This window comes from Burkholderia sp. Ed8, from assembly GCF_040761425.1.
In the GTDB taxonomy this organism is placed as follows: Bacteria; Pseudomonadota; Gammaproteobacteria; order Burkholderiales; family Burkholderiaceae; genus Burkholderia; species Burkholderia seminalis.
Genome location: NZ_CP142885.1, coordinates 433,906 through 458,251 on the forward strand (window position 1 = coordinate 433,906; position 24,346 = coordinate 458,251).

Below are 24,346 nucleotides of genomic sequence, written 5' to 3' on the forward strand. Positions count from 1 at the left end.
ACCTGAACAGGAGCAACCCATGTCCGCTTCCCCCGAAGTCCGCCCGCCCGTTCCGCCCTTCACGCTCGAAACGGCACGCCAGAAGGTGCGCGCCGCCGAGGACGCGTGGAATACGCGCGACCCGCAACGCGTGTCGCTCGCCTATACGCCGCAAAGCCGATGGCGCAATCGCGCGGAGTTCGTGACGGGCCGCGACGAGATCGTCGGGCTGTTGCAGCGGAAGTGGACGCGCGAACTCGACTACCGGCTGATCAAGGAGCTGTGGGCGTTCGACGGCAATCGCATCGCGGTGCGTTTTGCGTACGAATGGCGCGACGACGCGGGCAACTGGTTCCGCTCGTACGGCAACGAGAACTGGGAGTTCGACGAGAACGGCCTGATGGCGCATCGTCATGCGAGCATCAATGATCTGCCGATTCGCGAGGCGGATCGGCTTTATCACTGGCCGCTCGGCCGTCGCCCGGACGATCATCCGGGGCTGTCCGACCTCGGGCTGTGAGATGCGTGTCGACTCGGCGGAACGCCGCACGCCTCGCCGAGGTTCAATGGTGAGGAAATTCGGGAGGCGATGCGCTGAGGTGAGATTATTCGGGAGGAGGTGAAATGTCGCGTCGGACTGTGTACTTCGCGCAGATCGACGCGACATGGCGCGGGTGACGCAGGCACGTCGATGCGCATCGGTGTGTTCCGCCGCGTGATGCATCTCACCGATCTCATCGGGTCAGGCATCGCCGATCGGTGTGCGCGCGCGTGACGTGCCACTCACCGATCGGATCGACTTCGTTGCGCACGCGTCCGGCGAGGCTGCACGAGTGCGCGAACGCATCGCGTGTTGCTCACCGCGCACGGATGCACGAAGTGCTGCCCGGCCCGCGCCGGGCATGACCGTCAGCCCGCGATCCGCGCGGCGATCGCCTCACCCACGGCCTGCGTTCCTGCGTCACCGCCGAGATCGCGCGTACGCGGCCCGGTGCGCAGCACATCCTCGATCGCGGCGACGATCGCGTCGTGTGCTTCGCGTTCGCGGCCCGCGCCGTTACCGAGAAAATCGAGCATCATCGCGGCCGACCAGATCATCGCGACCGGGTTCGCGATGTATTGCCCCGTGATGTCGGGCGCGGAACCGTGCACGGGTTCGAACAGCGACGGGAACGTGCGGTCCGGGTTCAGGTTCGCCGACGGCGCGATGCCGATCGTGCCCGTGCAGGCCGGCCCGAGATCCGACAGGATGTCGCCGAACAGGTTCGATGCGACGACGACGTCGAAGCGGTCCGGCTGCAGCACGAAGCGCGCGCACAGGATGTCGATGTGCTGCTTGTCGACGGCGATCTCCGGATAGCGTTCGGCCATGTCGGCCGCGCGCGCATCCCACCATGGCATGCTGATCGCGATGCCGTTGCTCTTCGTCGCGACGGTGAGGCGCTTCGCGCGCCGCTGCGCGAGCTCGAATGCGAATTTCAGCACGCGTTCGGTGCCGTGCCGCGTGAAGATCGATTGCTGCATCACGACTTCGCGATCGGTGCCTTCGAACATCGTGCCGCCGACCGACGAATATTCGCCCTCGGTGTTCTCGCGCACGATCATGAAGTCGATGTCGCCCGGGCGGCGGCCGGCGAGCGGCGACGGCACGCCGTCGAACAGGCGCGCGGGCCGCAGGTTGATGTACTGGTCGAATTCGCGGCGGAATTTCAGCAGCGAGCCCCACAGCGAGATGTGATCGGGCACCGTTGCGGGCCAGCCGACCGCGCCGAACAGGATCGCGTCCATGCCCGACAGCTGCGCCTTCCAGTCGTCCGGCATCATCTTGCCGTGCTGCGCGTAGTAGTCGCAGCTCGCCCAGTCGATCTCGACGAAGTCGAAGCGGATGCCGAAGCGCGCGGTCACGGCCGCGAGCGCACGCAGGCCCTCGGGCATCACTTCGCGGCCGATGCCGTCGCCGGGAATCACGGCAATTCTGTAAGTCCTGTCGGTCATGCAAATCTCCTTGGCTGGTCGGCCGGCTGCCGAGGGAGGCGGCGGCCCGTCACGTCATTCTATTTATTTCCATTCGGATTAGAATCGTGTGAAAGGTTAATCGACTTTCCACGAATCGTGAACAAATCCCCGAATCTCGACGACCTGCGCGTGTTCAGCCTGGTCGTCCGCCTGACGAGCTTCAGCGCGGCCGCCGAGCAGCTCGCGGTGTCGCCCGCGTACGTCAGCAAGCGCATCGCGCTGCTGGAGGCGCAGCTCGGTACGCGCCTGCTGCATCGCTCGACGCGCCGCGTGACGGTTACGGAAGCCGGCGAACGCGTGTTCGCGCGTGCCGAGAAGATTCTGGACGACGTCGATCATCTCGTCGAGGACGTGTCGACCACGCGCACGGTGCCGCGCGGCACGCTGCGCATCTCGAGCAGCTTCGGTTTCGGCCGGCATGTCGTCGCGCCGGCGCTGCTCGACTTCAGCGCGCGCTACCCGCAACTGAACGTGCGGCTCGATCTGTTCGACCGGCTCGTCGATGTCGCGGGCGAAGGCTACGACCTCGACGTGCGCATCGGCGACGAGATCGCCGATCACCTGATCGCGCGCCGCCTCGCCGCGAACCATCGCGTGCTGTGCGCGTCGCCCGACTATCTCGCACGACGCGGCACGCCGCGCTCGCTCGCGGATCTCGCGTCGCACGACTGTCTGGCGATCAAGGAGCGCGATCATCCGTTGGGTGTATGGCGACTGAACGTGCGCGGCGAGACGGTCACGGTGAAGGTCGGCGGCGCACTGTCGACGAACCACGGCGAGGTGGCCGTGCAATGGGCGCTTGCCGGGCGCGGGATCGTGTTGCGCTCGATCTGGGAGGCCGCGCCGCTGATCGAACGCGGTGAACTGTGTCGCGTGCTGCCGGACGCGATTCAGCCCGCGAACATCTGGGCCGTGTATCCGGAACGTGTGGCGGCGTCGGCGAAGGTGCGCGTGTGCGTGGATTTTCTGGCGGAGACGCTGGCCGGCCTGAATGCCGCGGCGGGTGGCGATACGGCCTGAAATCGGCGAAAGGTGAGCTTTTACGGGGGGCGTGCGCAGGCACCGGCGCAGCGCTGGACGCGACGCCGATCGGCCTGGCGGGCAGGCCTTCGACGATGCCCGCGAGCGAATCACGCTGCGCTCGACGCACCGAGCATCAGGTCGAGATTCTGTACGGCTGCACCGGATGCCCCTTTGCCGAGATTGTCGAACACGGCGGACAGCAGCACCTGACCGTGATCCTCGTTGACGAATACGCCGAGCCGCAGGTCATTGGTGCCGTTCAGCGCTTGCGGATCGAGATGCGTGATCGCGCGCGCATCGGCAAGCGGCGTGACGTCGACGTGACGCGTGCCGGCGTAATGGTGCGCGAGACACGCATGCAATCGCTCACCGGTCACGCCGGCCGGCAGCAAGCGCAGTTCGATCGGTATGGTGAGCACGATACCTTGCCGGTAGGCACCGTAGGCCGGCACGAAGAACGGGCGGTGTGCGAGCCCGGCGTGCAGCCGGATCTCGGGCGCATGCTTGTGCTCGAGTGCCAGGCCGTACACCTGCAGCGGCCGCCCGCGTGCGGCGGCATCACCCGATTCGAATGCTTCGACGGCCGCCCGTCCGCCTCCCGAGTAACCGGAAACCGCATGAATGCTCACCGGGTAGTCGCGCGGCAGCAGGCCGGCCTGTTGCAGCGGGCGAAGCAGGCCGATCGCGCCTGTCGGATAGCAGCCCGGATTGGTGACGCGCTTCGCTTGCGCGATGTGGTGCGCATGTCCGTCGGCCATCTCGGGAAAGCCGTAGACCCATTCGGGCTGCGTGCGGTGAGCGGAACTCGCATCGATCACGCGTACCGCCGGGTTCCGGATGAAACCGACCGCTTCGCGCGCGGCCGCATCGGGCAGGCACAGGATCGCGATGTCGCACGCGTTGAGCGCGTCGGCGCGGCGTACGGGGTCCTTGCGTTCGGCAGCCGGCAGCGTGAGCAGCCGCACGTCGGCGCGGTCGCGCAAGCGCTCGTGAATCAGCAGTCCGGTCGTACCCTGGTCGCCGTCGATGAAGACAGTGGGAAAGCGCATGATGGTCGTGCTCCTCGCGTTCGGTCGTCGGGGGAAAGCCGTATCGTCCATCGAACGCCTAGAATAGGAAAAGTTGAATTTACTGACTATCCGATTCAGCTTTCCTGAACGAGAGGTGCTTGATGCGCGAGATCAGTCTCGATCGCCTGCGTACGCTGGTCGCGATTGCCGACCAGGGATCCTTCGTCGCGGCGGCGCAATGGCTTCATCTCGCGCCGCCGACCGTCAGTCTTCATATCGCCGAGCTGGAAAGCCGCGTCGGCGCGCCGCTGCTGTCCCGCACGCGCGGAAACGTGCGGCCGTCGACGATCGGTGAAGTGCTGGTGGAGCGGGCGCGGCGTCTGCTGGCCGAGGTCGAGGCCACGCTGGACGACGTGCAGCGACAGGTGCAGGGGCTGACCGGGCGGGTACGCCTCGGCGCATCGACCGGGGCGATCGCACACCTGTTGCCGCAGGCGGTGGCGCGGCTGCGTGAACAGCATCCGGATATCGACGTCCAGATCGCGGTGCTCACGTCGCAGGACACGCTGGCGCGCATCGCGCAGGGCACGCTCGACGTCGGGCTGGTGGCGCTGCCGCAGGCGCCGGTCGCGGGGCTGTCGATCCGCGCATGGCGGCGCGATCCGGTGATGGCCTTCCTGCCTGCGGACTGGCGGCTTCCGGCGCGTGTGACGCCGGCCTATCTGGCGGCGCGTCCGCTGATTCTCAACGATGCGACCACGCGCCTGTCACGGCTCACGACGGAATGGTTCGCGCTCGGCGGCCATCGGCCCGAGCCGCGGATCGAGCTCAACTATAACGATGCGATCAAGAGCCTGGTCGCCGCGGGTTATGGGGCGACGCTGCTGCCGCACGAGGCCGGGGCGCCGCTGCCGGATGCGCGCATCGTCATGCGGCCGCTGCGCCCGGCGTTGTGGCGCGAACTGGGTATTGCCCATCGGGCCGGCCCCGTCGAACGAGCGACGCAGCACGTGCTCGATGCGCTGCGGGCGGTCGGCGCGCGATAGCGGATCGCGGCGCGGTTGCCCGCGCGCGCCGGGCGCGCATTGTTCAGAGCCGGTTGTCCTTCGCGAGCATCAGCACGCGTGCCCAGCGCTGCGCGTCGCGCTTGTCCGTCATCGGCAGCTTCCATTCGCCGCGCCCGGCGTCGCGCACACGTACGACGAGATGCCAGCGGCCGCCGATCGGGGCAGCCTGGCAGCCGTCGAGCTGCGACAGCGTATAACGACCGTCGGCGCCGTCGTGCGACAGCCAGAGCAGCCCTTGCGTCGCGGACAGCCGCAACTCGCCCCACGCGCGATGCACGATGTGCGTCCAGCCCTCTTCCTTCGTATTCGGTGCGATGTCGCGGCGGCGCTTGATCCACCACGCGACCAGTGCGATCGCGATGGCGGCGGCGAGCACGGCGGCCGCGATCGCGACCGGCTGGCCGAACTGCGCGGCGATGACGTGAAACAGGTGAACCGCGCCCCATCCAATCGCGATGAGCGCGAACAGTGCAATGAAAATCGGCATGGTGAATCTGAAAGGAGAACGGCCCGGCGCATGCATCGCGCCGGGCCGCCGTACACGGCATTACCGGCGGCGGTGAATGTCGTGCGTGACGAAGCCCGCGTCGTTGTTGGGCAGCGCGAGGCCGTCCTTCACCGCGAGCGTCTTGCGGATGTCGTCGAGCCCCGCGGACCAATGGTCGCGCATCGTCGACAGACCGAACTGATAGTCCTTGTAGTGATGTTCGTACGCCTTCTGCTGGTAGATCAGGTGCTGGATGTTGTACTTCTTCCCGCTCGACATCGCTTCTGCCTCGACGCACCACGGGTCGTTCTTGCGCTGCTCTTCCGGCACTTGTTCGAGCACGTGACGCAGCACGTTGCGATAGCGCTGTTCGCGCTGCAGCGTGTCGGTGACGAAACGCGTACGGCTCGAATACTGCACGTCCTTCGTGCGTTCGGCGACGTCGGCCATCGTGCGCGGCAGCGGCCCGCGTGCGCTCCACAGATCGACCTGGAACGCGAGCGTGTCGCGGCGCGGCCGGGCGCGGAGCACTTCCATCAGCGGCGTGTTCGACACGACGCCGCCGTCCCAGTAATACTCGCCGTCGATCTCGACGGGCGGGAACGCGGGCGGCAGCGCACCGGACGCCATGAAGTGCTCGGGCGCGAGGCGGATGCGCGAGTTGTCGAAGTACACGAAGTTGCCGGTGCCGACGTTGACCGCGCCGACCGACACGCGCGTCTCGCCCGAATTGATCCGGTCGAAATCGCACAGTTTCAGCAGCGTCGTGCGCAGCGCCGACGTGTCGTACCAGCTGATTTTCTCGGGATGGTCGGACACGCCCGGCAGCGGCGGCGGAAAGCGCGGCACGAAGAAGCCTTGCTGGCCCTGCATCATCGCGCTGGCCGCCTGCGACGCCGTGAAGAACGTGCGGATCTGGTCGATGCTGTTGAACAGCGCGAATTCGAACGCGGCCGGAACCGTCGGAAAGAATGCCGGCTGGCAGATCGTTTCCCAGAACTCGCGCAGGCGCTCGACGCGATGCTCGGGCGCATTGCCGGCGATCAGCGCGGTGTTCAGCGCGCCGATCGAGATGCCCGCGATCCAGTCGAGCGGAACACCCGCCTCGTGCAGTCCTTCGAACACGCCGGCCTGGTACGCGCCGAGCGCGCCGCCGCCCTGCAGGACGAGCGCGATCGTTTCGTACGGCAGCGATCGCGCGGGGGCCGGCGCGCCGGCTTCGTGTTGCAGGTCCGCCGCATCGACGGCCTGCTTTTCCGTGCGGGCATGCGGCTTCATTGCATGAACCAGCCGTGGCTGACGATGAACGATTGGCCCGTGAGCGCGGCGCTCGGGAACGCCGACAGGAACAGCACCGTCTGCGCGACGTCCTGCACCGTCGTGAACACGCCATCGACCGTGTTGCCGAGCATCACCTTCTTCACCACTTCCTCTTCGCTGATGCCGAGCTCCTTCGCCTGCTCCGGAATCTGCTTGTCGACCAGCGGCGTGCGCACGAAGCCCGGACACACGACGTGCGAGCGCACGTTGTGCTTCGCGCCTTCCTTCGCCAGCACGCGGGCGAGGCCCAGCAGGCCATGCTTGGCCGTCACGTACGCCGACTTCAGCGGCGACGCTTCGTGCGAGTGCACCGAACCCATGTAGATCACGACGCCGCCGCGATCGTCCTTGTACATGTGCTTGAGCGCGGCCTTCGTCGTCAGGAACGCGCCGTCGACGTGGATCGCCTGCATCTTCTTCCAGTCGGAGAACGAATAGTTCTCGATCGGGTTGACGATCTGGATGCCGGCGTTCGACACGAGGATGTCGACCGAGCCGAATGCCTCGGCAACCTTGTCGATGCCGCTGTTCACGGCGTCCTCGTTCGTTACGTCCATCGCGACGCCGATCGCCTTGCCGCCCGCCTTGTTGATCTCGTCGGCGACCGCGTTCGCGCCGTCCTGGTTCAGGTCGGCGATCGCGACGGCCGCGCCCGCCTTGGCGAGCTCGAGGGCGATTTCCTTGCCGATGCCGCTCGCGGCGCCCGTGACGACTGCGGTCTTGCCATTCAGGTTGCTCATGTTCGAATTCCCGTGATGAAAGGTTTGACAGGGAGAAGAGACTGCGGACGTGTTACTTGGCCAGGTAATCGTAGACGACTTCGCCGAGGCCCAGCGTCAAATCGGCGACCAGGTGCCGGGCCTCGACGATTTCGAGCACGGGCAGGTCGGCCACGGGCGCAAGCGCATGCGGCGCCAGTTCGAGCGACGCGGGGCCCGTCCACGCGCCTTTCATCTTGATGTCCTGCATGTAATAGCGCACGAGTTCGCAGACGCGCGCGGTGCCGTCGACGTGCGGGATGATCTTCAGCAGGAAATTGGGGCCGGCGAGCCGCTTCGTCTGCTCGTCGATGTCGAGTTCCTTGTGCTTGTAGCCCATCGTGCCGGTGGCGACGCGCACCTTGCCGTAGTCGAGCGTGCCGAGGATGTGATCGGTGTTCACGTGCAGCGTGGGCGACGCGAGCTTCTTCGGGAAGCCCCACAGCTCGCGGCCGCCGGCGATCGGCGGGTGATCGTCGAGATACATCGCAAGCGTATAGCCGCCCGGCTGGCCGTTGTACTCGACGGGGATGACCTGGCCGCTTTCGGTGTAGTCGCCGAAACCGGTCGAATCGGCCATGCGAATGAATTCGTAATGCACGAGCGGCTCGGTAACCTGCAGCGGCTCGGGGACAATTTCACGGAGACGGTCCGGATCGGTGCGATACGTGATGATCAGAAACTCACGATCGACGAAACGGTACGGGCCCATCGGGAAGGCAGGGCTGGTCAACGGCATCGCAAACGCTTTCGATCGGACATCGCTGGCTTTCATGCGGACTCCTTGTTGTTGATCGCTTCGTGGATGAGTGCTCGTAATCGTATGCCTGTGCGTTGCCGTTGTGCGATGCCGCATCTGGAATTAATTGTTGCCGATTTCGAATGATTTGCGGCGTAAATATTGAGATGAACGATACCAACGGCGGGGGAGGCGCCCGGCGGTCCGATGGTCGCACGCGCCGATGACACCACGATGTGAAAAAGGTGAGCCTTTTCGGGGGGGGTGAGCCTTTGCGGGAGACGGTCGCGCGGGAATATGACAATTGTGTGAACTTGTGTTGCGGTGCATGCTCTAAGTGCGTTCGCCGCGGCGGCCTTCGCCCCGGCGGCGAACGCATTAAGCATCGCTTAAGCGGGCGCGCCCTAGCATCGTTCGTATCAGGCCGGGCAACCGGTCGTTTTTTTGCCCCACGCAACCGGATTCATGCAGAACCTCAATCTCACCCTCTTTTCCGCCGTCAACGCCGGGGTTGCGCCGCAGCCGGGCGTCGCCCGCCTCGCGATCTTCGCTGCCGACTGGCTGGTCTATGTGCTGCCGGCGATGCTGCTGCTCACCTGGATCTTCGGCGCGCGCCCGACACGACGCCAGGCGATCGAAGCCGGCGTCGGCGTGTGCGTGGCGCTCGTGCTCGCGCAAGCGATCGGGCATGTCTGGTTCTCGCCGCGCCCGTTCATGGCCGGCGTCGGCACGCAACTGATTCCGCACGCGCCGGACAGCTCGTTTCCGAGCGATCACATGACGTTTGCGTGGAGCATGGCGGTCGGCCTGATGCTCGGCGGCACGACCCGCGTCACCGGGTTCGTGATGGCCGCGCTGGCCGTGGTGATTGCATGGGGGCGCGTGTATGCGGGTGTGCACTGGCCGTTCGACATGGCAGGCGGCGTGCTGGTCGGTACGGCCGGCGCGTTGGCCGCGCACCTGTGCGGGCAACGCGCGATCGCGCTGCTCGAACGGATCGGCGATTCGGTACACGCGGTCGTGATGGGGCGCCGGCACGCGCCCTGAATGAACGGAAATCGGGCAGGACGCCGTCAGCCGGGTGTCTTGGCCGAATCGGCCGAGGCGGACGGGCCGCCGCCCGCATCGTGCAGTTCGGACGTATCGGTCGGGTGCTGAGCGGCATCGCGCTCGAGGGCGCTTTCCTTCAGGATCGCGCACATCGCGACGAACAGCGCGAGCACTACCGCGGCGAGGCCGCAATAGCCGACGATCTTCAGGTGGCGAAGGAAAGGCGAAGCGTGGCTTTCTTTTGTCATGACCGGGCGCTCCTGGGCGGGCTGCGGCGGCTGTCGCCTGACAGCGGCGTCGCAGATACAGATATATACCAGCCGCGATACCGGTGCCAAGCCCGCTGGTGCGCGGACGCCACGATTGTGTCATCCGCCGGCCGACCGGGCGCCCGTTTACCGGGTACCCGCCCCCGTCAGTCTTCCAGCGTTTCGTGCACGGCCGCCGCGCCGCGCTTCCAGTAGGCCGCCGCGCGGATGCGCGACTTGTCGACGCCGCGCTCGCCGGTCAGGTGCTGGCGGACCGCCCGCATCGACAGCGCTTCGCCGGCCGCCCACACGTAGCCGTCGCCGGACGACGGCAACGGCAGGTCGCGGACGGCATCCAACAGCGCATCGCCGTCCGCCGCGTCGGCTTCGGCGCGGAAGCGCCAGACTTCATGCACGTCGGCGCGCGTGTCGAACGAGATTTGCGCGGCACGATCGGCGACTTCCAGCACGACGGCCGCACGCGCACCGGCAGGCAATTCCTCGAGACGCCGCGCGACGGCCGGCAGCGCCGTATCGTCGCCGATCAGCAGATGCCAGTCGAAACCGGTCGGGATGACGAACGAACCGCGCGGGCCGCCGATGCCGAGCCATTGGCCGACACGTGCCTGCGCGGCCCATTGCGACGCGGGGCCCGGATGGTTCAGCACGAATTCCAGATCGAGCTCGCGGGCGGCGCGATCGAAGCGGCGCGGCGTGAAGTCGCGCGCGACCGGCTTCGGTTCGCCTTCCGGAAACTCGGGGCCGTTCGCGCCGAGCGTCGGCATCGCGGGCCGTTCCGCACCGGGCGGGGGAAAAACACCTTCACGTGATCGTCGAACGACGCGGACTCGAAATCCGCGAGATCGGGGCCGCCGAGCGTGACGCGCAGCAGGTGCGGCGTCACGGCACGCACGCGTAGGACCTGCAGCAGGCGGAATTTGAGGGTATGGCGCACGCGGGTAACGGTGCGCTCGGATAGGTTCTGCATCAATCCGTTCTCCTTGAGGTTTGACGGGGCGGCGCGGATCACGCGCCGGAGCCGCCTTCGATTTCGGCCGTCGCACGGCGCATGATGGCCGCGATGCGGCGTTGTTCGTCGGCGTCGGCTGCGCTCTTGTGCAGCAGCGCCCGCTTGAGCGCGAGGCGCGCCTCGACGAACTCCGGCAGCCAGCCGGCCTGCGATTCGTCCGGTGCTTCGTTGCCCGCCGATTCCCCGGCGAACGCGCGGCGCATGAATTCCATCTTGCGTGCGAGGTGCGTGAGGCGAGCGAACAGCGTGTCGACGCGTTCGCGCTGTGCATCGAGATGCGCGCGGCCGGCGTCGGTCAGCGCATAGCGTTTGCGGTTGCCTTCCGCCTGCGATGCGACGAAGCCGACTTCTTCCAGATACGTGAGCGCCGGATACACCATGCCGGGGCTCGGGCTGTAGAAACCGTTGGAACGCGTGTCGAGCGCCTTGATCAGCTCGTAGCCGTGGCTCGGCTGTTCGGCGACCAGCGCGAGCAGCAGCAACTGGAGATCGTCCGAGCTGAACTGGCGGCCGCGCGGCATACCGTCGTCGCCGAAATCGCCAAAGCCGCCCCGGCCGCCCCGGCCGCCGAACGGGCCGCCACCGAACATGTCGTGGCCGCGGCGGTGGCGGCCGATCGCGTACCAGAGACCGGCGAACCAGTCGGGGCGGGCATGCGCACCATGACCGTCGCAACGGTCATGGCCGCGGAAGTGATTGTGTCGCATGATCCTGTCCTATATGTCGAAAAACATATCTAAAGATATATATCGAAAGATAGGGCGTCAAGGGGATTTATTTGGGGTTGGATTGGGTCTGCGAAGGGGACGCCGTGCATCGCGCGATGACCTCCCGCACCGTCGCCCATGTCAACAATGGTCAATTCCGATGCCGGTGTGTTGTGGTCCGTGCACTCAGTGGCGACAATCGGCGCGCTCGCCCGGACGAGCGCGCTTGAGAAGCGGCTCTCGCTTTCCGCGCCCTGGAAAATTCGAATGACGTTCATCCTGCCGCACAATCCACGCCAAGACCGGCGTCAACGCGCCGACGCGCTGCTGCTCGAGGCGGCCGCGGATGACGCATTCGTCCGCGAATCGTTGCGTATCGTCGCCGAGGCCAGGCAGCGCATCGAGGATTCGCGCGTGTTGACTACCGGTGCGGCGCCGCGTGACATGCACGACGGCGCCGATGTCTCGTAAGAGGTCGCCGACCATGGGATCGAAAGCCGCGAACCGTACGTGGAAGGTCGCGCTGGCGCTGGTTGCGCTGGCGGGCGTCGCATGGGTCGCGCTCGGCATGCGCATCCACTTCGGCTACTACGCCGACGACAGGCAGGCCGCGCTTCGGGCGGAAGCGTTGGTCGTGCAGCGCTTCAACGCGCAGGCGTTCGACGCGATCTACGACGACGCGGCCGACGCGATGCGCGCGACCGTATCACGCGCGCAGGCCGTCGACGCGATGCGTGCGATGCTGAAAGCGTACGGGACCATCGTCGAAGACAACGAAGGCGCGACGACCTGCTTTCCCGATCAGGTCCGCATGGTGCGCTGGCTGAGGTCGTCGAACGGGACCGACCTGACGCAGGTGAGCCTGTGGTCGACGCCGGGCGGCGATGCCAAGCTGGTGATGATGCGGATTTCGCCGGGGCGCGTGAGCGTCGATCCCGAGATCGTCCACCGGAATCGCTGCGGTGCGCGGTGAGCGGCAGCCGAACGACGCGCCGCGGGCCGGCGCGTGTGCCCGTTTCCTTCAGATGCCCATCCGCTCCGCCACCCCGTCGCGATCCACGAACTTGTGCTTCATCGCGGCGCCGACGTGCAGGGCCAGCAGCAGGCCGAGCGTCAGCACCAGCGCGCGATGCAGCGTATCGGTCAGGAGTCGCAACGGTTCGTCGCGGCCGACGAGCATCGGCAGGTCCGTGATGCCGAAGAAGCTGACCGCGTGCGCACCGGCGAGGCGGTGCACGTAGCCGGTCAGCGGCACGAGAAGCAGCAGCAGGTACAGCACGCCGTGCAACGCACCGGCGATCCGCGCCTGCCAGGCCGGGACGTTGTCCGGCAGCGGCGGCGGGGTGTGCGTCGCGCGCCAGGCGAGGCGCGGCACGGTCAGCATGAAGATCAGGCTGCCGATCGACGCGTGATAGAACAGGATGCCGTTGAACTGCGGCGAGTTGTGCGGAAACGTATCCATGTAGAGCCCGATCGAGAGGTTCAACAGGATCAGGATCGCGATCGACCCGTGCATGGCGATCGCGAAGCGTGCGTAGGCGGCGTGGTTGGGCTGTGACATGAGCGGTCTCGCAGATTCGGGTAGGGTGCCGCGCACCCGCGCGTCCGGCGCAGCGAACGGCGTGGCGACACCCGATGTACCGGGACCGGGCCGGATTTATTCCCGATGCATGCGTCGCTTGCCGTTGCACCGTATTTCCACGGCAGACGGAAGCAAGCGAAGGGGCCGCTCCCCTCCAGCCCCCGCTGTCAGAACCGCGTACTGAACCCGATCCGCGCGATCGACTGCCGGGCGCCGCTCGATGCGCCGTCCGCATCCATCACGCCGTTGATCTGCGCGTTGCTGCCGTGGCCGGTGCGCTGATGCACGCCGGCGACATACACCATCGTGCGCTTCGACAGCCAGTACTGGACGGCGGCCAGGAATTGATGCGCATGCGCGTTGTCGAGCGTGTCGTTGCCCTTCATGTAGGTATAGCTCGCGCCGACGACCCAGGCGGGCGACGGGTGCCATGCGGCACCGGCTTCGGCCGACCATGCGCCCGCGCCGTTCTGCGCGTTGTGCACGGTCGTGAAGAGCGCCTTCCCCGTGACCGTGCCGACCGTGTAATGCAGGCCCGCGCCCCAGTTGCGCACGCTGGTGGGCGGCAGTCCGCCGACGGCGCCGTATTTCTGGTTCGTATAGGCCGCGCCCGCGCCGAACGGGCCGTTGTCGTAGCTCGCACCGACGCTGACCGTGTTGTTCGCGCCGATCGACCCCGCGACGTTCCCGAAGCCGTACAGCGCACCGAAGGTCAGGCCCGACAGCGACGGGCTCGTGTACTTGACCGAATTCGCGACGCGATTGCTGCCCGCGACGCGGTCCCAGTCGAACGCGCCCGTCGGGTTGTTCGGCAGTGCGAGCTTGTCGAACGGTCCGTTGCGGAAGCCGTACAGGCCGACGAGATCCTGCGCGATCTCGTTGCCGCTGGCGGCCAGCGAATCGACCATGAACTCGTACTGGTTGCCCAGCGTCAGCGTGCCGTACCGGTCGTTCTGCAGCCCGACGTAGGCGGTGCGCGCGAACAGCCCGCCGCCGATGATCGAGCCGTTGCCGAGCGAATACTGGTTCACGAGCCGGAAGATCGCGCGCGTGCCCGCACCGAGATCCTCCTTGCCCTCGAAGCCGAGCAGGTTCGGAAAGAAGATGTTGTCGTCGAATTTCGCGGCGCCGTGGCCGCCTTGATTGCTGACATAGCTGATGCCGGCGTCCATCAGCCCGAACATCGTCACGCTGCTCTGTGCAAACGCCGCAGCCGGAAGCGTGCAGGCCGCGAGTGCCAGTAAGGTCTTTTTCGTCATCTCCAATGTGCTCCTCACATGTTTCCGATCGGATCGGATATTTTTTGATCGAACTACTGATTGATATGAACAAACCCGAACCGGAAGAATCCTGGTTCGGCGGCAACGGAAGGGAGCCGGCCGCGCGACGGGTATCGGCGGGTTTCGCGAATCCGCCGATGCCCCGCGCGCCGAGCGCTAGACCGTCGAGTACCCGCCGTCCACCGGCACGACCGCGCCGGTCACGAACGACGCGCCGGGCGAGCAGAGGAACAGGATCACTTCCGCGACCTCGTCGGCCGTGCCCCAGCGCCCGAGCGGCGTGCGCTCGAGGATGCGGCGCGACGCCTGCGCGTCGGCCTTCAGGCCGTTACTGAGCGGCGTGTCGATCCAGCCGGGCGCGACCGCGTTCACGCGGATGCCGCGATCGGCCCACGCCTGCGCGAGCGAGCGCGTGAGCTGCGCGATGCCGCCCTTGCTCGCGCTGTACGCGGGCCGGTCCTTGCTGCCGAAGTACGTGTACATCGACGCGATATTGACGATGCTGCCGCCGTGTGCCGACAGCGCCGGCCGGGCGGCGTCGGACGCGCGCATCACCGACGTCAGGTTTACGTTCAGCACGAGCTCGAACTGGTCCATCCGGTATTCGTCCGCGTGCCGGCTGATGCCGACGCCGTTGACGAGCACGTCGAGCCGCGGCAGCGCCGCGATCGTACGCGCGAGCGCATCGCTGTCGGTCACGTCGAGCGCCACGCAGCGGATGCCCGCATGCACGGGCGCATGCGGGCCGGCGGCGTCGAGCCCGAGTGCGACGACCGACGCGCCGGCTTGCGCGAACCGCAACGCGGTGCGCGCGCCGATGCCCGACGTGCCGCCCGTCACGACGACGGACTGGCCTTCAAACGCCCACTGACGACTCATGCTCGGCACTCCCGGTGAGTTGGGCGCGACGGGCGGGCCGTTGCGCGGGTGAAACGAGGATCTTGATCTGCGTGCGGTCTGCGAGCAGCGCATCGAAGCCGTCGGCGACGGCGTCCTCGAGCGACACCGTGCGCGTGACGATCGACGTGAGATCGAGCGCGCCCGACGCGACGATGCGCAGCAGGTCTTCGTACGCGTGTCGGTAGCCGACGCTCGCGGTGAACGTCAGCTCGTCGTTGACCGCGCGGAACGCGTCGAAGCCCGCATGCGGCATCAGGCCGACCATCACGAGGCGGCCGCCCTTGCGTAGCGCCTGCATCGCCGACTCGAACGTGGCCGGCAGCCCGGCCGCCTCGAAACTCGCATCGACGCCGAGCCCGCCTGTCGCCGTGCGGATTGCATCCTGCAACGTGCCGGCGTCGAGCGCACGCGCGTCGAACGCATGCGTCGCGCCCACGCGCGTGGCGGCCGCGAGCCGCTCGGGCGACACGTCGACGGCCACGATCGTCGTCGCACCCTGCAGCTTCGCGAGCATGATCAGCAGCAGGCCGATTGGTCCCAGCCCGAACACCGCGCAGGTCTCGCCGAGCCGCAGTGCGCCGCGCCGCAGCGCATGCAGCGCGACGGCGGCCGGCTCCATCACCGCGGCCTGCTCGAGGCTCACGCCGTCGGGCAGGCGATGCAGCATGTAGGCCGGCACGACCGCGAAGTCGGCCATCCCGCCGTCGCCCATCAGCCCGGCGAAGCCCATCGACACGCACAGGTTGTACGACCCGGCGCGACAGTACGCGCACTGGCTGCAGCGGTACTCGGGCTCGACCGCGACGCGGTCGCCCGCGCGCAGCGCCGTCACGCCTTCGCCGACTTCGACGACGGTGCCGCAGAACTCGTGGCCGAGCGTCAGCGGCGCGGTGCGGCGCGACAGCGGGTGCGGCGCGTCGACGGGAATCGCGTGGGGGCCGTCCGCATATTCGTGCAGGTCGCTGCCGCAGATCCCGCAATACGCGATCGCGATGCGCACGTCGTCGGGGCCGACGCGCGGCGTGTCGATGTCCACCAGACGGACGTCGCGCGGGCCATGCCATTGGAGTGCCCGCATGTCAGCGTCCTCCGAGGTTTGGCGTGTCGAGGCGGCTGGCGGCGGCACCGGCGAGCGCGCGCTTGCGCAGCACGGCCGGCGCGGTTTCGACGAGGCCGAACGACAGCACGCACGCGAGGATCGCGCCGGTCGCCGACGTCCACATCGCGAACTGCAGGCCATACTTGTCCGCGGCAAAGCCTGCGACAGTCGGCGCGACGAAGCCGCCGATCAGCTCTCCGGCGCCCATGATCAGCCCGAGCGCGCTGGCGATCGCGCGCGGCGGCACCGTTTCGGCCGGGATCGTCGCCATGAACAGCGTGAAGCAGCCGAGGCCCGTATAGGTGACGAACACGAGCGCACCGAGCGCCCAGACCGACCCGACATGGATCATCACCAGCGGGCACACGGCCGCGATCAGCGCGAACACGATCATCGTCGGCTTGCGGCCGATCCGGTCGGAGATCGCCGGCACCGCGAAGCCCCAGAACACCCACGCGGCGCCGAGGCAGGTCATCACGACGCCCATGTCGGACGGCGACAGGTGGCGGCTTTCCACGAGGAAGACGGGCGCGAACGAGATGATCACGACGAACCACGTGAGGAAGAAGCAGCTGATCAGCACGCAGAGCAGGATGTTGCGTTCCTTCAGCAGCGCCCAGCGGTTGATCGCCGCGCCGCTCGCGGCCGGCGCGCCGGTGCCGTCGGCCTGCACGTGCCGCGCGCCGCCGGGCGGCACTTCGCGCACCCAGCGCCAGATGCAGAACGCGATCAGGAAGCCCGGGATGCACGACACGTAGAACGCCTCGCGCCAGCCGTACGCGGTGGCGATGCCGATCACGACCGGCGGGCCGATCATCGCGCCGAGCAGGCCGGCGGCCGAACCCTGCAGCAGGCCCATGTTCAAGCCGCGGCGGCTCGGCGTCGAGCTTTCGACCATCAGCGATTGCGACAGCGGCAGCACGGGGCCTTCCGCAATGCCCATCAGCGCGCGGAACGCGATCAGGCTCGCGAAGCCGCCGACGAGCCCGGAGAGTGCCGAGCACACGGAAAAGCCGAGCACGGCGGCGATCAGCAGCGGCTTGCGCGTGCCGCGCGCATCGGACCATGCGCCGGTCGCGGCGCCCGACAGCGCCCACGTGAGCGCCAGTGCGGACGACACCATGCCGAGCTGCGTGTTCGTCAGGTGCAGCTCGGCCGACATGAACGGGAACAGGAACGACAGCGCGAGGCGGTCGAAGAAGACGAAGCCGAACGTCATGAACAGGATCAGCAGCAGCCTGTTCTCGTACGTCCAGGGGGACCGGGAGGAAGACGGGGATGTCATGGGGCGCCTCGTCGTGCGTCAGCGGAACAGCTTCTCGATCGCTTGCGCGCCGAGGCCGACCTTCTCGTAATGCGCCTTGCACATCGCGATGTACGAATGCACGTCGAAGTAGCCGTCGGGGTTGCCTTCGTCGTCGAGCCAGATCAGCGGCCCCTTGACGATGAAGAACGCGCGCATCGGCTCGGGGTGATCGAACGCGACGAGCGTGTGGCCTTCGCCGGGCGTTTCGTACACGAAGTCGCCCTTCGTCGCGGTCCATTCGTGTTCCAGGTAGCCCCATTTGCCGGACAGCGTGTACGCGAACACTTCGTGCGGGTGATAGTGCCGGTTCACGAGCCCGGCTTCCTTGGCCATCAGGATGTCGCACCATTTGTTCTGCGACGGCGAGATCCACAGCGGCCGGGACGAAACCGTTTCGGTGAACGGAACGTAATAGCGTTCGTCGTCGGTGGCCGCGTTCGGGATGTACGCTTCGGGCAGCGCATCGGGCTTGAACGGATTGGCAATCGCCGGAATGTTTTGCCAGAATTCGGATACGGCTTGGTCGACCACGGTTTGTCTCCTTCTATGGGTTGTCGTGGGCTCGACTTTAGCCAGCCGGTGCGCGCCGCTCTTGACTGGGCTGGACGAATTGCTTGACCGCGCCGGACATTGCATCGCACCAAAATCCAGACGAACCATCCCCCAATCCGTGCCGCTCCGCGCGGCGGGCGCCCGCAGGAGGCGACGTGACGAATTCGACCGTTTTTTCACGCACGCGAGGCTCGACGGCCGACGTGCCGGCGCGCGACAGGATGGCGTACTGGGATGCGTTCAATGCGGCGACGCTGGTCGGGCTGCGTTGCTCGTCGCTGTCGCCGGCCGGGCTCGAGGTCGAGAAGACCGATATCGCGCTGCCGGGCCTCGGCATCGCCGACATCAGCGGTCAGGATCACGTGATCGAGCGCAGCCCCGCGCTGGTGCGCCAGCTGCCGAAGGAATCGCTGTTCGCGTGCCAGATCCTGAGCGGGCGCGCGTATTTCATCCAGCGCGACCGGTGCCTGCTCGCGGAAGCCGGCGATGTCGTCGTCTACGACACGCGCGTGCCCTATCTGTTCGGATTCCTGACGCCGATGCGGCAGCTGCTGATCGACATGCCGGTCACGTCGTTCGACGAGCGGCTCGACGCGGAGCTGGCCGCGCTGCCGCTGCGGATCGCGCCGAAACCGGGCGCGGGCGCGATGCTCGGCGCGACGTTGCGCGCGAGCGTCGAGCGTTTCATGAAGGATCCGGTGGCGCACGATGCCGCGCGGTTCGTCGAGCATACGCGCACGCTGATCGCGGAACTCATCGACACGGAAGTCAACGGCGCGGGCGCGTCGCGTGCGTCGCTGTCGTACCTGCTGACCGCGAAGCAGTACATCGCGACGCATCTCGGCGAGCCGGAACTCGGGCCACAGGCCGTCGCGGACGCGGTCGGGCTGTCGCTGCGGCATCTGGGCCGGCTCTTCGCGGCCGAAGGCGAGTCGATCACGCAGCACATTTGGTCGGAGCGGCTGTCGCACGCGCATCGCGAGCTGACCGACGCGCGGCTGCGCAAGACGAGCATCGGCGAGATCGCGTTTCGCTGGGGGTTTTCGAGCCAGGCGCACTTCAGCCGCGCGATCCGCGAGCGCTACGGCGCGTCGCCGATGGCGCTGCGCGATGCGGCGCGTGCGGCCGGGGGCTGAGGCCCGGCTTTCGCAGGTTCGGCGGCGCGTGGGTCACGCGCCGCTTTTGCTTTCGGCGCGGTGCCGCATGCCGCACGCGCGCCGCGTCACTCCGCCAGCATGAACTCGGCGCAGCGCTCCGCGATCATGATCGTCGGCGCGTTCGTGTTGCCGGACACGATGCGCGGCATCACCGAGGCATCGCAGATCCGCAATCCGTCGACGCCCCGCACGTTGAGGTGCGGCGTGACGACCGCCTCGTCGTCGTTCCCCATGCGGCACGTGCCGGCCGGGTGATAGACGGTTTTCGCGCGGCGCCGCACGTAATCGGCGAGCGTCGCGTCGCTCAACGTCTCGGCTTCGCGGACGATGCGCGAGAGCGACGGTGCGCGGATGATCCGCCGCGCGAGCGCGACACCGCGCACGAGGCCGTCGACATCGGCCGGATCCGACAGCGCACCGCTGTCGAACAGGATCGGCGCGGCCGGATCGTTGCCGCGCAGTTGCACGGAGCCGCGCGAGCGCGGCCTGAGTAGGCACGGGTTGATCGACAGTCCGTGGCCGGGCAGCGGCGCGCGGTCGACGTCGCCGACGAGCGTCGGCAGCACGTGGAACTGGATGTCCGGGCGGCCGCCGCCCGTCGTATCGACGAACGCGCCCGATTCGACCACGTTCGACGTCAGCAGGCCCGTGCGGCACAGCATCCACTGCAGCCCGTGCCGCAGCGCCTTCAGCCCGCGATCCTCGCCGAGCAGGCTGACCGGCGCGTGGCTGCGGCCGTAGATCGACACCTCGAGATGATCCTGATAGTTCGCGCCGACGTCACGGCTGTCGTGCAGCACGTCGATGCCGTGCGCGCGCAGGTGCGCGCCGGGCCCGATGCCCGACAGCATCAGCAGCTTCGGCGTGCTCAGCGCGCCGGCCGCGAGCACGACGTCGGCGCGTGCGGCGGCCGCGCCCGTTGCGCCGCCTTCGGTGCGCCATTCGACGCCGGCGGCACGCCGCCCGTCGAACCGGATGCGCGTCACGCGGCAGCCGGTCAGCACGCGCAGGTTCGGATGGGCGAGCGCCTCGGCGAGATAGGTGGCCGCGGTGCTGCCGCGCTGCCCGTCGAAGATCGTCGTGTGATAGAAGCCGACGCCGTGCTGCGCGGCGCCGTTGAAGTCGTCGTTGTACGCGATGCCGGTTTCCTGCGCCGCCTTCACGAACGCGAGGCTCAGCGGATGCCGGAAGCGCGTGTCGCCGACTTTCAACGGCCCGTCGGTGCCGTGGAACGGCTCGGACAGCCGCAGGTGCGATTCGGCGCGCTTGAACACGGGCAGCACGTCGTCCCAGCTCCAGCCCGTGCAGCCGAGCGCGGCCCAGTCGTCGTAGTCGTCGCGCGTGCCGCGCACGTACAGCATTGCGTTGACCGAACTGCCGCCGCCGAGCGTGCGGCCCTGCGGCACATAGGTCTTGCGGCCGGCCGCGCCGGGCTGCGGCTCGCTCTCGAACGTGACCGTGCGCCGTGTGCCGAGCACGCGGATGAACGTCGCCGGAATCCGGATGAACAGGCTGTCGTCCTTCGGGCCGTCCTCGAGCAGCAGTACGCGCCTGCCGGCCGTCACCAGCCGATGCGCGACCGTACAGCCGGCCGAACCGCCGCCGACGACGATGTGGTCGTACGTCTCCATCCCGCTTCTTCTCCTTGTTGTCGGGCGGCGGAACGCGTGCCGCCGCGCAGGAAGCCAGCTTAGCGAACGGGTTGCGGCCCCATTTGACCGGGACGGCCGCCGTGCTTGCCTCGCCCGGACACGGCGGCGGGTGGCGGCGCGCGAACGGGCGCTAGCGGGCGTCGGCGGGTGCGCGCGACGCGCTCGGCGTCTCGCCGAATCGCGCGCGGTAGCTGCGGCTGAAGTGCGCGCTGTTGTTGAAGCCCCAGCGGAACGCGATTTCGCTGACCGTCAGGTGCTTCAGCGACCGGTCGCGCAGGTCGGCACGGCACCGTTCGAGCCGCCGCGCGAGGATGTAGCGCGTGAGCGGCATCCCTTCGATCTCGAACACGCGCGCAAGCTGGCGCGGCGACAGGTTGATCGCCCGGCTCACCGATTGGCTGTCGAGATCGTCGTCGGCGAGATGGCTGTCGATGAAGGCCTTCGCGCGCGACAGCGTGTGGACGGTCGACTTGGTCGGCGACGTGTCGCCGTCGCGCAGCCGCAGCATCGACTGCACGAGCTCGAGGAGCGCGGCGGCGCGCCGTTCGCGTGCGTCGGGCGTCGGCTCGTGCGGCGCGGCGAGCAGCCCGACCACCTGCCGCACGGCCCACGACGTCACGCCGTCGTCGCGATCGATCTTGACGAGGCTGCGGTAGCGCCACGGGCCGACGCGCGCCTCGAACACGTCGCGCGGCACGTCGAGCACGGTCATCGCCATGTCGGCCGGAAAGCCGTGACCGTACGGCATCGACGTGTCGTACAGCACGAGGTCGCCGGGCGCGTGCTGCATGCAGTCGACGTCCTGGAACGTATAGCCCTGCCCCGCGTGCATCAGGCAGATGAAGATGGCGTCGCGCCGATCCGTGTGGATGTTGTGCGGCGTACGCACGACCGCATGCCGGTTCGCGACGATGTCGCATGCGCGGAACAGCCCGAGATCGCGCGTGCGCATCGACGCATCGATGCCTTCGGACGACTTTCCGCTGCATTCGATCCGCACGAGCGTGCGCGCGACATGGTCGACCCAGAAGTCGACGCGCTCGGCACCGCGTACGGCGCGCGTCGAGACCGTGGCGATCTCCGTGCTGGTATCCGGCATGACGTTCTCCCAATGACCGCCCGAGCGGCGCAGTCTCGGGCACGTCGAACGGCGCGGTCAATCCGTGAAAGACCCGGGGCCGGCGCGTCACGCGCTTGCAGCGGGGCGCGGCGGGCGGTTGCGCGATCGATGTCCGGCCGAGTCAACGGAAGCGGCCGTACGAGTCAAGACACGGCCATGATTTTCGGGCAGCCGGCCCGGGCTCACTTCGACGAAGACGAGGGCAGCCCGAGCGGCACGTCCCGCTCGTCACCCATCTTGCCGCCGCGGAACGCGACGCTCACGTAGCCGGCACGCCGTGCGTCGGTGACGTTCGCGTAGATCGACGTCATCAGCATCCCCGCGTCGCAGCCGAGCGCGATCGTGCGGTCGACGCGGCCGGTCGCGATGTTCACGGCGCGCAGCGACCGCATCGCGATGCCGCACGTGTCGGACAGCGCATAAACACCGACCAGCATGTGCGTCCTGGTGCGATACCACATCGGGATATCGACCACGCCATCGAGCTGGAGATGATCCTGGTCGTTGTCGTTCAGCCGTCCGACTTCGTTCAGCGTGATCGGGAAGGTGTTGCGGCCGTCGTCCCACGTGCCGGTCCCCGTTTTGCCGGCGAGGTTCAGCGCGATCGGGCAAGGCTTCGGCCGCGTCGGCGACGCGGCCGGCACGACCGGCGAGTCGGCCGTCGACGCGGGCTGCGATGCTTCGCACAGCGTCATGCGGCCGTCGGGCGTGCGCCGACCCTGCAACGGGATCGGCTTGCGATGCGCGTCGTAGTAATAACTGCCGTCGACGCGCCAGCGGCCTGCGTCGTTGCGGTTGATGGCGTCGTAGGTCTGCAGCGATACGTGAACGGGTGCGTGGCCGATCGTGCCCGTGTAGTTCGCGATTTCGTACCAGCCGGCGACGGACACGGCCGGCGCGCAGGCGAGCAGCGCGGCGATCGCCGCGGCGAGCGGGCGGGAGAATCGGGCGCGACGCGGGATGCGGTTCATCGGCGGTCCGGGTGCGTGGGATGCTCGCCATTGTATCCATCCGTGATTCCGCGATTGTCCGTGTCCGCGCGGACGGTGATACCGGCGTACATATGACACAGGCCGGCCGTGCAACCGCGCGAATCGCGCGACTTCTCCGGCCGGCCTGCTGCCGCAACGGGTCTCAGGGCGCGCTGGCCTCGTCGATCTGGTGGATATCGTCCTGATCGAGTTGCAGGCGGATCGCCTCGCCGAGCAGGTCGAGCTGCGCGAGCGACGTCGCGCTGGCGATCGGCGCGGTGATCGTCGGCCGCGCGATCTGCCACGCGAGCGCGATCGCGGCCGGCTGCGTGCGGTGCTTCGCCGACACGGCGTCGAGTGCCGCGAGGATGCGCAGGCCGCGTTCGTTCAGATAGCCGGCGACACGATCCCCGCGCACGCTCTTCTTCAGGTCGGCCTCGCTGCGGTACTTGCCCGACAGGAAGCCGCTCGCGAGCGCGTAGTAGTTGACGACGCCGAGCTTCAGGTCGCGCACGACCGGCTCGAGATCGCGTTCGTAGCCGGCGCGGTCGATCAGGTTGTACTCGGGCTGGATCACCTGGTATGCGGGCAGCCCGTCGCGCTGGCTGATCGCGGCGGCTTCGCGCAGGCGCGCGCCGCTGTAGTTCGACGCGCCGATGATGCGCACCTTGCCGGCGTCGATCAGCGTCTGATACGCGCCGAGCGTCTCCTCGAGCGGGGCCGTATCGGCGAGATCGCGATGCGAGAAATACAGGTCGATATAGTCGGTCTGCAGGCGGCCGAGCGAATCGTCGACGGCTTTCAGGATGTTGTCCTTCGTCAGCCCCGCGCGCGCGGCCAGCAGGCCGACCTTGGTCGCGATCACGACCTGCTCGCGCTTGCCGGAGCGCTTGAGCCACTTGCCGATGATGGTTTCCGATTCGCCGCCGCTGTTGCCGGGGACCCAGGCCGAATAGACGTCGGCCGTGTCGATGAAGTTGATGCCGGTGTCGGCGAGCGCGTCGAGCAGCGAAAACGACGTGCTTTCGTCGACGGTCCAGCCGAAGACGTTGCCGCCGAACGCGAGCGGCGAAACCTGGATGGTCGATGTGCCGAGGGTGCGGTATGCCATGTTCCTCTCCGATAACTGCGGGTGACGGGATTGAACTGCGGATGGGGCGATACGAATGCGGCGGGACGGCGGCGTGCGCGATGCGGTTCCGCCGTTGTCGCGGGACACCGGACATTCTCGCCGATCGCTCCGGTTCGTGCAGCCGGTGCGTCGCCGCGATGATGGATGGCTCGCGGCAGATG

27 protein-coding genes are annotated in these 24,346 nt (G+C 67.8%); 7 read left to right on the top strand and 20 right to left on the bottom strand.

Going from position 1 to position 24,346, the window contains the following annotated elements; genetic code table 11:
- Positions 1 to 19 precede the first annotated feature (19 nt).
- Positions 20 to 499 (top strand): nuclear transport factor 2 family protein, encoded by a 480-nt coding sequence (locus tag VXM69_RS01980; RefSeq protein WP_049036013.1) that lies wholly within the window; start codon positions 20 to 22, stop codon positions 497 to 499.
- Between the two features lie 389 nt (positions 500 to 888).
- Here the strand turns inward: VXM69_RS01980 and VXM69_RS01985 are convergent, their stop codons facing one another.
- A complete protein-coding gene (locus VXM69_RS01985) occupies positions 889 to 1,974 on the bottom strand; it encodes a tartrate dehydrogenase (RefSeq protein WP_034187543.1) in 1,086 nt (361 codons plus the stop codon).
- Positions 1,975 to 2,091: 117 nt separating this feature from the next.
- Between VXM69_RS01985 and VXM69_RS01990 the strand changes: the two genes are divergently transcribed.
- Positions 2,092 to 3,015: a LysR substrate-binding domain-containing protein gene (locus VXM69_RS01990; protein WP_034187542.1), complete on the top strand. Its 924-nt coding sequence runs from the start codon at positions 2,092 to 2,094 to the stop codon at positions 3,013 to 3,015.
- A 110-nt stretch (positions 3,016 to 3,125) separates the two neighbouring features.
- Here the strand turns inward: VXM69_RS01990 and argC are convergent, their stop codons facing one another.
- Positions 3,126 to 4,067 carry an N-acetyl-gamma-glutamyl-phosphate reductase gene (gene argC / locus VXM69_RS01995; RefSeq protein ID WP_367188899.1) on the bottom strand — a complete coding sequence of 314 codons (942 nt, stop codon included), beginning with the start codon at positions 4,065 to 4,067 and terminating at the stop codon, positions 3,126 to 3,128.
- A 122-nt stretch (positions 4,068 to 4,189) separates the two neighbouring features.
- Between argC and VXM69_RS02000 the strand changes: the two genes are divergently transcribed.
- Positions 4,190 to 5,074, top strand: coding sequence for a LysR family transcriptional regulator (locus tag VXM69_RS02000; RefSeq protein WP_049036010.1), 885 nt, complete (start codon positions 4,190 to 4,192; stop codon positions 5,072 to 5,074).
- 43 nt (positions 5,075 to 5,117) lie between these two features.
- Here the strand turns inward: VXM69_RS02000 and VXM69_RS02005 are convergent, their stop codons facing one another.
- The 4 genes from VXM69_RS02005 to VXM69_RS02020 are packed head-to-tail and all read right to left on the bottom strand — an operon-like array spanning position 5,118 to position 8,435.
- Entirely contained in the window at positions 5,118 to 5,582 is a 465-nt protein-coding gene (locus VXM69_RS02005) for a hypothetical protein (RefSeq protein ID WP_034187539.1), read from the bottom strand.
- Positions 5,583 to 5,642: 60 nt separating this feature from the next.
- On the bottom strand, positions 5,643 to 6,860 hold the full coding sequence (locus VXM69_RS02010; RefSeq protein ID WP_034187538.1) for a patatin-like phospholipase family protein: 1,218 nt from the start codon (positions 6,858 to 6,860) through the stop codon (positions 5,643 to 5,645).
- The gene (locus VXM69_RS02015) at positions 6,857 to 7,642 is read right to left on the bottom strand and encodes a 3-hydroxybutyrate dehydrogenase (RefSeq protein ID WP_069245808.1); all 786 of its coding nucleotides are present in this window, start codon (positions 7,640 to 7,642) and stop codon (positions 6,857 to 6,859) included. The genes VXM69_RS02010 and VXM69_RS02015 overlap by 4 nt, the downstream gene beginning before the upstream one ends.
- A 52-nt stretch (positions 7,643 to 7,694) precedes the next feature.
- Entirely contained in the window at positions 7,695 to 8,435 is a 741-nt protein-coding gene (locus tag VXM69_RS02020; protein WP_034189773.1) for an acetoacetate decarboxylase, read from the bottom strand.
- 429 nt (positions 8,436 to 8,864) lie between these two features.
- On the opposite strand from VXM69_RS02020, the gene VXM69_RS02025 reads away from it, so the two are divergent.
- Entirely contained in the window at positions 8,865 to 9,446 is a 582-nt protein-coding gene (locus VXM69_RS02025; protein ID WP_367188900.1) for an undecaprenyl-diphosphatase, read from the top strand.
- A 26-nt stretch (positions 9,447 to 9,472) separates the two neighbouring features.
- Here the strand turns inward: VXM69_RS02025 and VXM69_RS02030 are convergent, their stop codons facing one another.
- From VXM69_RS02030 to VXM69_RS02045, 4 genes are all read right to left on the bottom strand, one after another.
- Positions 9,473 to 9,697 carry a hypothetical protein gene (locus tag VXM69_RS02030; protein WP_034189771.1) on the bottom strand — a complete coding sequence of 75 codons (225 nt, stop codon included), beginning with the start codon at positions 9,695 to 9,697 and terminating at the stop codon, positions 9,473 to 9,475.
- Between the two features lie 167 nt (positions 9,698 to 9,864).
- Positions 9,865 to 10,365 carry a siderophore-interacting protein gene (locus VXM69_RS02035; RefSeq protein ID WP_367189213.1) on the bottom strand — a complete coding sequence of 167 codons (501 nt, stop codon included), beginning with the start codon at positions 10,363 to 10,365 and terminating at the stop codon, positions 9,865 to 9,867.
- Complete coding sequence (locus VXM69_RS02040) at positions 10,359 to 10,685, bottom strand: siderophore-interacting protein (RefSeq protein WP_367189214.1); 327 nt, start codon at positions 10,683 to 10,685, stop codon at positions 10,359 to 10,361. The genes VXM69_RS02035 and VXM69_RS02040 overlap by 7 nt, the downstream gene beginning before the upstream one ends.
- A gap of 38 nt (positions 10,686 to 10,723) precedes the next feature.
- Positions 10,724 to 11,434 (bottom strand): PadR family transcriptional regulator, encoded by a 711-nt coding sequence (locus tag VXM69_RS02045; RefSeq protein ID WP_034189770.1) that lies wholly within the window; start codon positions 11,432 to 11,434, stop codon positions 10,724 to 10,726.
- A gap of 267 nt (positions 11,435 to 11,701) precedes the next feature.
- Here VXM69_RS02045 and VXM69_RS02050 point away from each other — a divergent pair, with 267 nt between their 5' ends.
- The gene (locus tag VXM69_RS02050; protein WP_034189769.1) at positions 11,702 to 11,905 is read left to right on the top strand and encodes a hypothetical protein; all 204 of its coding nucleotides are present in this window, start codon (positions 11,702 to 11,704) and stop codon (positions 11,903 to 11,905) included.
- A 13-nt stretch (positions 11,906 to 11,918) separates the two neighbouring features.
- Positions 11,919 to 12,407: a hypothetical protein gene (locus VXM69_RS02055; RefSeq protein WP_367188901.1), complete on the top strand. Its 489-nt coding sequence runs from the start codon at positions 11,919 to 11,921 to the stop codon at positions 12,405 to 12,407.
- Positions 12,408 to 12,455: 48 nt separating this feature from the next.
- Here the strand turns inward: VXM69_RS02055 and VXM69_RS02060 are convergent, their stop codons facing one another.
- The 6 genes from VXM69_RS02060 to VXM69_RS02085 all read right to left on the bottom strand — a co-directional run bounded on the left by VXM69_RS02060 (position 12,456) and on the right by VXM69_RS02085 (position 18,132).
- Complete coding sequence (locus VXM69_RS02060; RefSeq protein WP_034189768.1) at positions 12,456 to 12,995, bottom strand: cytochrome b/b6 domain-containing protein; 540 nt, start codon at positions 12,993 to 12,995, stop codon at positions 12,456 to 12,458.
- A 188-nt stretch (positions 12,996 to 13,183) separates the two neighbouring features.
- Entirely contained in the window at positions 13,184 to 14,275 is a 1,092-nt protein-coding gene (locus VXM69_RS02065; protein WP_034189767.1) for a porin, read from the bottom strand.
- Between the two features lie 177 nt (positions 14,276 to 14,452).
- Complete coding sequence (locus VXM69_RS02070; protein WP_367188902.1) at positions 14,453 to 15,175, bottom strand: SDR family NAD(P)-dependent oxidoreductase; 723 nt, start codon at positions 15,173 to 15,175, stop codon at positions 14,453 to 14,455.
- Entirely contained in the window at positions 15,153 to 16,274 is a 1,122-nt protein-coding gene (locus VXM69_RS02075; RefSeq protein WP_343726458.1) for a 2,3-butanediol dehydrogenase, read from the bottom strand. The genes VXM69_RS02070 and VXM69_RS02075 overlap by 23 nt, the downstream gene beginning before the upstream one ends.
- A gap of 1 nt (position 16,275) precedes the next feature.
- The gene (locus VXM69_RS02080) at positions 16,276 to 17,580 is read right to left on the bottom strand and encodes an MFS transporter (protein WP_367188903.1); all 1,305 of its coding nucleotides are present in this window, start codon (positions 17,578 to 17,580) and stop codon (positions 16,276 to 16,278) included.
- 18 nt (positions 17,581 to 17,598) lie between these two features.
- Entirely contained in the window at positions 17,599 to 18,132 is a 534-nt protein-coding gene (locus VXM69_RS02085) for a 2,4'-dihydroxyacetophenone dioxygenase family protein (RefSeq protein WP_034189763.1), read from the bottom strand.
- Between the two features lie 176 nt (positions 18,133 to 18,308).
- Here VXM69_RS02085 and VXM69_RS02090 point away from each other — a divergent pair, with 176 nt between their 5' ends.
- The gene (locus VXM69_RS02090; protein ID WP_034189762.1) at positions 18,309 to 19,289 is read left to right on the top strand and encodes a helix-turn-helix domain-containing protein; all 981 of its coding nucleotides are present in this window, start codon (positions 18,309 to 18,311) and stop codon (positions 19,287 to 19,289) included.
- 86 nt (positions 19,290 to 19,375) lie between these two features.
- Here VXM69_RS02090 and VXM69_RS02095 read toward each other — a convergent pair whose 3' ends face one another.
- The 4 genes from VXM69_RS02095 to VXM69_RS02110 all read right to left on the bottom strand — a co-directional run bounded on the left by VXM69_RS02095 (position 19,376) and on the right by VXM69_RS02110 (position 24,164).
- Positions 19,376 to 20,941 (bottom strand): GMC family oxidoreductase, encoded by a 1,566-nt coding sequence (locus VXM69_RS02095; RefSeq protein WP_034189761.1) that lies wholly within the window; start codon positions 20,939 to 20,941, stop codon positions 19,376 to 19,378.
- A 151-nt stretch (positions 20,942 to 21,092) separates the two neighbouring features.
- Entirely contained in the window at positions 21,093 to 22,061 is a 969-nt protein-coding gene (locus tag VXM69_RS02100) for a helix-turn-helix domain-containing protein (RefSeq protein ID WP_367188904.1), read from the bottom strand.
- Positions 22,062 to 22,264: 203 nt separating this feature from the next.
- Positions 22,265 to 23,053: a hypothetical protein gene (locus VXM69_RS02105; protein ID WP_185733140.1), complete on the bottom strand. Its 789-nt coding sequence runs from the start codon at positions 23,051 to 23,053 to the stop codon at positions 22,265 to 22,267.
- A gap of 163 nt (positions 23,054 to 23,216) precedes the next feature.
- On the bottom strand, positions 23,217 to 24,164 hold the full coding sequence (locus VXM69_RS02110) for an aldo/keto reductase (protein ID WP_226252439.1): 948 nt from the start codon (positions 24,162 to 24,164) through the stop codon (positions 23,217 to 23,219).
- Between the last annotated feature and the right edge of the window lie 182 nt (positions 24,165 to 24,346).